Consider the following 6,466-nt stretch of genomic DNA (forward strand, 5'->3'; position numbering starts at 1 on the left):
CTCATGTCCGGTATTTGATTAACGCCCGTTCCCACATCCCGCTTGGCTGCTTCTTTTAAGCCAAGATTTACGAGAGTCTGTGCTATGGCTGTGGGGCCAGCGTCTTTAATCTCGGATAATAATTTTTCTATCATCAGATATTGCGCGTGTGGGTTATCAGTTTGAACATGGTCACTCATGATGCCAACGGCTGTATTAGTCGCTTTTTTAACGGCTTTAGGGGTCGCAGCCAGTTCCTCGCTGTCACTGTCTATTGCACTGCTTAGCTGGGTAAACCCTTTACTGTTCAGCGTAGCATCGGGGTGATTGCGTGATTTCTCATGCTCGGCGAGCAGGTTGTCGGCGTACTGCTTAACCTCAATCACTTTATCATCAACATACTTGCGCGTTGCCAGTACCACCGACGGGTCGATTTTCAGCGTAACAGCAGCCGTGCTACTGACAATTAAAATCATCCGAATGGTTTGGGTGCGCCCGCTGCCCTCTTGCAGTTGCGGTTTATAGGTTTCGGCGCAGTTGGCAATGGCAATCAAATCACCGTCTTTATCCAGCAAGCCAATCTCCCGAATCCACCACCCGCCCTCGGTTTCAGGAATAACCTGTTCCGCAATAATCTGACTGGTGTTAATCGGGTCAATGGTCAGCATGTTAAGGGCAGCGCGGCGCTGCTCATTCACCAGTTTGGTTTGTGCCGGGTTGGGGGTTGGCAGGGTTCCGCCGCCATCCCCGACCGCCATTTGGGTAATATCTAAGCGGGTGCCGAGCGCAGTGGCGTTCGCCAGCTTGGCCGCGCCAATATTGGTCAGTAAAGCAAAGAATTTCGCTGTCATGGGTTCACTCTCAGGTCATCGATAATATGGATTGCGGCACTGGCGTAACCCTCGCCGGTCACGGTTATAGTTTCAGGTAAATACGGGTATACGGTCAGTTCATCACCGATGTAACTGGCGGCAGCCACCGTCAGCGAGCCGCTACTGTCGAGATTGATAGACAGGCCGACTAAGTGGCGGCTGCATGGCTTGGCGTCGTCTATCAGCCGCTCAAGCTCTTGATACATTTCCTCGGTAATGCCGGTTTCCAATACGCCCACATCGAGGCGAAAGGTGCCAGGTGTCTCGTTGGTCTTCCACCACTCAATCACCTTGATGAGATAGCCGAGCGGCTCAACCACCCGACGAATTGCGCCAATGGTGCCTTTGTGTTTGTGGACGTACTGCGAGGACTTCACTACCGCGCGCTTGGTGGCTTCCGGCCATTTCTCATCCCAGCGGTCAACCGACCACGCCCACGCCAGATAGGGCAACAGTGGTAGAGGGCAAGTGTCGGCGTTCCAGAGCTGGCGAATCGGAACCGGGGTATTCTCCAGTTCGGCACAGGCGCGCGCGGCGGCCACTTCCAGCACAGAAGAACCAACAGGCAATAAACGGTCAGTCATCCGTACCCCCGACAGTGATGCTGCTGCCGGTGCACCAAGCCGCTTGGGTTTTATCCAGCACCACGTCAGCCAGGGGGGCATTAATTACCGCCCGTTGGACGCCCTCAACATGCAGCGCGGCATAGAGGGCCGACAGACGAATGTCGCGACCAAGGCGGCGTTGTGCGGTCACAAACGCGGTCAGTTTCTTCTCCGCCGCAATGCGTACCGGCTCCGCTTCTGGCCCCGGATGCAGGTAGAGCACCGCGTCAATCTCATAATCTTCAATGTGGGCGGATTGCACTGTCACCCGGTCAGCCACTGGCCGCGTATTCTCATCATTCAGCGCGGCCTCAACCACGGCCAGCAGTTCGGCTGAGGCTTCGCCGTTGCCCTCACGCGATAACACCGTGACCGTGACACAGGCGGGTGTCGGACTGATTGCCGAGGCATCAGCGACCCGGCCGTCAGCACTTTTGGCGTGATATTCATACGCACCCGTTGGCCCGGCGACGCTCAAGCCCTCAAAGGCTTGCGGGATACGCACCCGGAAATCACTGTCAGATTCCATCACCGCGTCAATCGGCGGAATGGCGGCGGGGTCAGCCGGGATAATCACCAGCCGCTCAACGTTGTTATTTGCACCGAGCTGGTCTAAATCACTGCCGACGGCATAGGCCACCATCACCGCGCGGGCCGCATCATTGACGCGCTGGCGTAATATCACTTCGCGGTAGGCGTTTTCCTGTAGCAACTTGACCAGCGGCTCCGACTCCAGCGACAACGTGCGGGCCACGGCGGCGCGCTGTTCTTCCGGGTAAAGAGATATCAGCGTGGCTTTACGCTCGGCCAGCAGGGTTTCATAGTCCAGTTCTTCCACCACAAACGGCGGCGGTAACAGGCTCAGGTCAATGGTTGCCATAGGGTTAGCTCACAGGGATGGTTAAAGAGAGGGGGCCGCGTTATCGGTGCGAGTGCCGGTGATATCAACCACCATTTTCCCGTCAAAAGTGGTTTCAAAGTTGATGCCAGTCAGCTTTACCCTCGGCTCCCAGCGCAAAATGGCACTGTAACTGGCGGCCATAATTTGCAGGCGCAGGGCCGGATTTTGTGGCTGGTCAATCAGCTCCGATAGCAGTGAACCATAAGCGCGGCGCATCACCCGCGAACCCACAGGGGTGATAAGAATGTCAGCGATAGACTGGCTGATGTGGTCAGCGTCGGTAATGGTTTGCCCGGCGTTGCGGCTCATGCCGAGATAGGTGGCAGTGGTCATTTAATCCCCTCCGTATAATCCCCGCCGCGCAAGACGCCGCCGTGGTCATGGTCATCAACCACCACGCCATTGGATGAGAACTTGCCGCCGGAATGCTCGATATTGCCGCTCATCGTGCCGCCTTTCTTCACGTTCAACGTGCCGGTAGTCAGGTTGTTGGTGCATTCCACTTCGGGTGTATCCAGCAGGATTTTGACCAAGGCGGCACAGGTGATAGTGGGGGCCGTGGCATTTATCGATTCACGGGCATTGATAACCGCCGTTTTGACGCCATCAGCCCGCAACTCGCCACTTTCAGGCTCGTAGTGCAACGTTGCACCGTCAGGAAAGGCGATATACAGGCCATCCGCCGAGGCCGACGGCGGCGGGAAGTCATCAGAAAAAATGCCCGGCAGCACAAAGGCGGTGTCCAGTTCGCCGCCGAGGGACAATATCAACACCTGCTCACCCTCAGACGGTGCCCACCATGATCGTGATTGACCGGCGCGCAGCGTCAGCCAGTTAAGCCAGCCGGTGGTATTGTCTCCCGTCGCCACACGGCACAGGGCATTGTCGAGATCGACCTCGGCCACCGTACCAATACGGATCAGGTTGCGCAGCAGGCGCAGAATTTCAGTAAGTTGGGTTTGAGTATTCATGAGGGAAGCATGTAACTAATAGTTACTTGCTTCAATAATGAGGGGTTGTATCAGGTACTACACAACATCAACAAGACTTTTGTTATGAAAAGTTTTGCAGCTAATCAATGGACCGAAAGCTTCGTGCTTTATCTTTGAATTTTTCATTAATAGTAGAAAGAGAATGCATTCGACCAAGAACCTTGTTTTTTAAGTTTTCTTTTTCTATGGCGTCGTCAGTTTTCTTCCACGCATCTAAATCAAAATAAATTTTCTTGTAATGTAAATTTCTTACTTTAATTTCATTTTCATGAACAATAACACCTGTAATGGTCTTAGGCTCTTTAGCAGAGTAGAGGGCTGTTTTCTTTGGATGTAAAACGTGGCCATTCTTTTCCACTATTCTCTTGCATTTATGAAGAAACAGTCTATTAACAGCATTGCCAGAAAAAGTAATATCATCAACATAAACAGTCATTGTTATATTTAATTTATTTGAAATTATGTTCATTTCATTAAACATGTCATAGTTTGCCCAGAATGCTAAAGGCATACTTATTCGACTGCCTGTAGGTATATGGTTCGCATACGTACACAATTCCGCCATGAGGTCTGATACATCAGCAGCGCACTTCAATTTCCTATTAAAAAAATTGAAGACTTGGCGCTTAGATGTCGAAGGAAAAAATGAGCGTATATCAGACGTTAATACAGGGTGTGTACCTACATGTTTTCTGGCATTGGATACATTAGATTTATTTTTTATTCCTGAATGGACATATTCTGGTTGAGTTATACGGCATAGTAAACTCGCTATTCTTGTATGCACAACATTAAGTTTATCTGATGGGGTTTGAATAGTCCGCTTTTTACCATCTTCATTAGTATTATCAAAAACAATATAATTGTCATTAGATAATAAGCTTTTTATGTTATCTAAGTTTGTCAGTAATACTTCCGCAAGTTTGTTTTTACTCTGAATATTGAATAAAGCGCTATCATTAATACTATAAGACTTGCCTTTAGTATTAATTCTCCCTTTCTTTTTCGCCATCTCTCGCTATGCTCCATTCCATTATCTTAAGTATTTTATCTGCAAAAACAGTTTTGAATTTTTCAGGAATTGTATCTTTACCCGGTTCATTAATTCGTTCAGCAAAAAAAACCAGTGATGAAACTGGAATGTCAAAATTATTAGAATATTTTTCTAATATATCAAATGAGACTGTTTTTTTTCCTGATTCAAGCTCTGATAAGTATGATTTTGAAATACATAGCTTATCCGCAAGTTCAGATTGTTTTATGTTATGGAATAGCCTGATGGTTTTTAATGCTCGGTTAATCATAAATCACCTCTTTACTGAAGGTAGGGCACACTTAAGCATCATTATCACCAAAGAAGAAGTTAAGGAGTTTGTAAACACACAGACCGGCTCTCACCAGTACTTTTACAATATTCCAAAGCTTCTGCTTTTGCTTCCGCTTCTTCTTTTTAGTGTCATTCTTCTTAAGTGCCTGCCAAAACGCGTTACTATTTTTCATAAATTTTATTCCTGATAACTAACAGCAGAATTGCTGTTAGGTCGCCATAATCAGGAAATGAGAGTTTTTGGCAGTGAACCCTATTCAATCTGATCGTGATGTCGCCAACACGATCAGTACGCAGTACGCCTATACACTACAACATGCCATGGGAAGCTTCGTAGCAGCACCGTGGACAGCACAAGGGCAGCGCAAAAAAACAGAGGATCTAAATCCTCCACAAGTAGTAAATATCACTACTCAGGTCTAACCGGCGGATTCTCTCTTCAGTAACGTTAAATTTAGAATAGAGCAAAGTTCGCAAATGGTCAACTAAATTCGCTGGTAGCGAACAATAAAAATCACAATATTACTTTGTAAAAGAGGATGTAATAATTTTTTCTATACTATCAATTAGTTTCTTATCAAACCCCAACAACGGCCGCTCGTCATACTGCACATCTTTGCTGTGCACGTTCGGACGGTCACGCAGACCAAAATGATGCACTGCCGCCATTCGTTCCACGCGCCCGGCGAACTCGACCACCGCCGCATCAGGGCTACTGTTGGCTTTCATATAGCGCGCGGTGCGCAACTTGGTGAACATTTCCCGTTTAATGCGGCCTTTTGGCTTACGCAATAGTTGAGATTTACGGGTGGCATACGGGGTGCCATCTGGCGCTTGCTGGCGTTTAATGCGTTGTTGCTGACTGGCCCGCAGGCGTTTGGCAATAGTGACCGCCAGCGCTTTGCGGGCTTTGGGTGTCAGACTGGCAATCAGTCCGGCCAGTGCATCATCAAAGGGTTTCAGTTCATTCATTTGACCGTTTCACCGTTAAAGTAGATGGCTGTTGGTCGTGTTGGCGTACCCGGCCACGCCGGTTCCAGCGCATGGTCAACATGCAATGCACCGTCTACCTCTTTCACAATAGCCCGCTCAGTCAGTTGTAGGTCGATACGGATATCACTCAACACGTCGCTCATCACATCAACCTTATGAATAAAGCCGGTGCGGCGCTTTTCCTCCGTAGCCATGATGTCCGGTTGATGTTCCCGCAACCATGCCAGTATCGGCACAAAGAGATAATCAACATCATCGGGGAAATCCTCAATAAACAGCGTCAGCGTATATTGATTTTCAAAAGACAGCGACGGGGCCAGTGTTGAGACAATTCGCCCGCCATCAACAAACATTTTCAGCCGCTCCGGGTTAGTCTGGAACAGTTGCAGACTGTCGGTTAAGGCTTGGCGTAACAGTTTGGGTTTTAACATGGTGTTGTTCCTGACACTGTTTAACAGCTTCCACTTGCAGCCCGCAGGCCACCAGTGCGGTTTCTAACTGACGGATATCGGCACTTAAATCACCGTTAACCGCCGGGGTGCTGCCCGGCAGCGGGCAACTGCTCACCGTCGGACAGCCAACGTAAATAATCGTTGGGGTTGGCGAACGCGGGGCGCTGGTGCAGCCGGATAACGTCAGCAGGCAAAGCAGTAGCGAACCAATCACGCAAGACTTTATTTTCATTGAGTAACCTTTGAATTCTCTGTTCACGAGATAATGACAAGCTGCTGGCATGGCTCAGTGATTGCCGTAATGCCTGCTCATTGTCTGCCTGTTGCCGGGCCTCATCTTGCAGG

11 protein-coding genes and 1 pseudogene are annotated in these 6,466 nt (G+C 49.4%); all 12 read right to left on the bottom strand.

The features are described from left to right. On the bottom strand, positions 1-830 hold an 830-nt coding region (locus tag YALDO0001_RS18800), incomplete at its 3' end, for a phage tail protein (protein ID WP_050773555.1). Beyond that, complete coding sequence (locus YALDO0001_RS18805; RefSeq protein WP_042840568.1) at positions 827-1,435, bottom strand: phage tail protein I; 609 nt, start codon at positions 1,433-1,435, stop codon at positions 827-829. The genes YALDO0001_RS18805 and YALDO0001_RS18800, both read right to left, overlap by 4 nt. Continuing rightward, a complete protein-coding gene (locus tag YALDO0001_RS18810) occupies positions 1,428-2,336 on the bottom strand; it encodes a baseplate assembly protein (protein ID WP_004705541.1) in 909 nt (302 codons plus the stop codon). Before YALDO0001_RS18810 ends, YALDO0001_RS18805 begins: the two co-directional genes overlap by 8 nt. A 4-nt stretch (positions 2,337-2,340) precedes the next feature. After that, positions 2,341-2,690, bottom strand: a pseudogene (locus YALDO0001_RS18815) (GPW/gp25 family protein). Continuing rightward, entirely contained in the window at positions 2,687-3,328 is a 642-nt protein-coding gene (locus tag YALDO0001_RS18820) for a phage baseplate assembly protein V (protein ID WP_004705543.1), read from the bottom strand. The pseudogene YALDO0001_RS18815 and the gene YALDO0001_RS18820 overlap by 4 nt, the downstream one beginning before the upstream one ends. A 100-nt stretch (positions 3,329-3,428) precedes the next feature. Beyond that, entirely contained in the window at positions 3,429-4,361 is a 933-nt protein-coding gene (locus tag YALDO0001_RS18825) for a reverse transcriptase family protein (protein ID WP_042840570.1), read from the bottom strand. Then, positions 4,336-4,653: a helix-turn-helix domain-containing protein gene (locus YALDO0001_RS18830; RefSeq protein ID WP_004705545.1), complete on the bottom strand. Its 318-nt coding sequence runs from the start codon at positions 4,651-4,653 to the stop codon at positions 4,336-4,338. Before YALDO0001_RS18830 ends, YALDO0001_RS18825 begins: the two co-directional genes overlap by 26 nt. A 31-nt stretch (positions 4,654-4,684) precedes the next feature. Continuing rightward, positions 4,685-4,849 carry a hypothetical protein gene (locus tag YALDO0001_RS21390; protein WP_014609024.1) on the bottom strand — a complete coding sequence of 55 codons (165 nt, stop codon included), beginning with the start codon at positions 4,847-4,849 and terminating at the stop codon, positions 4,685-4,687. A 349-nt stretch (positions 4,850-5,198) separates the two neighbouring features. Further along, positions 5,199-5,648, bottom strand: coding sequence for a phage virion morphogenesis protein (locus tag YALDO0001_RS18835; protein ID WP_042840571.1), 450 nt, complete (start codon positions 5,646-5,648; stop codon positions 5,199-5,201). Next, the gene (locus YALDO0001_RS18840) at positions 5,645-6,100 is read right to left on the bottom strand and encodes a phage tail protein (RefSeq protein WP_004705547.1); all 456 of its coding nucleotides are present in this window, start codon (positions 6,098-6,100) and stop codon (positions 5,645-5,647) included. The genes YALDO0001_RS18835 and YALDO0001_RS18840 overlap by 4 nt, the downstream gene beginning before the upstream one ends. Next, entirely contained in the window at positions 6,039-6,311 is a 273-nt protein-coding gene (lysC, locus tag YALDO0001_RS21610; RefSeq protein WP_231585777.1) for an Rz1-like lysis system protein LysC, read from the bottom strand. Before lysC ends, YALDO0001_RS18840 begins: the two co-directional genes overlap by 62 nt. Continuing rightward, positions 6,196-6,466, bottom strand: a 271-nt coding sequence (gene lysB / locus YALDO0001_RS22075) for an Rz-like lysis system protein LysB (RefSeq protein ID WP_042840572.1), incomplete at its 5' end; no start/stop codon positions are given. The genes lysC and lysB, both read right to left, overlap by 116 nt.

It is taken from the genome of Yersinia aldovae ATCC 35236, from assembly GCF_000173735.1.
Taxonomy (GTDB): Bacteria; Pseudomonadota; Gammaproteobacteria; order Enterobacterales; family Enterobacteriaceae; genus Yersinia; species Yersinia aldovae.

Excerpts from the sequence above, each read along its gene's own strand:
- YALDO0001_RS18805 (WP_042840568.1), bottom strand. The coding sequence starts at position 1,435 with ATGACTGACCGTTTATTGCCTGTTGGTTCTTCTGTGCTGGAAGTGGCC.
- YALDO0001_RS18810 (WP_004705541.1), bottom strand. The coding sequence starts at position 2,336 with ATGGCAACCATTGACCTGAGCCTGTTACCGCCGCCGTTTGTGGTGGAA.
- YALDO0001_RS18820 (WP_004705543.1), bottom strand. The coding sequence starts at position 3,328 with ATGAATACTCAAACCCAACTTACTGAAATTCTGCGCCTGCTGCGCAAC.
- YALDO0001_RS18825 (WP_042840570.1), bottom strand. The coding sequence starts at position 4,361 with ATGGCGAAAAAGAAAGGGAGAATTAATACTAAAGGCAAGTCTTATAGT.
- YALDO0001_RS18830 (WP_004705545.1), bottom strand. The coding sequence starts at position 4,653 with ATGATTAACCGAGCATTAAAAACCATCAGGCTATTCCATAACATAAAA.
- YALDO0001_RS21390 (WP_014609024.1), bottom strand. The coding sequence starts at position 4,849 with ATGAAAAATAGTAACGCGTTTTGGCAGGCACTTAAGAAGAATGACACT.
- YALDO0001_RS18835 (WP_042840571.1), bottom strand. The coding sequence starts at position 5,648 with ATGAATGAACTGAAACCCTTTGATGATGCACTGGCCGGACTGATTGCC.
- YALDO0001_RS18840 (WP_004705547.1), bottom strand. The coding sequence starts at position 6,100 with ATGTTAAAACCCAAACTGTTACGCCAAGCCTTAACCGACAGTCTGCAA.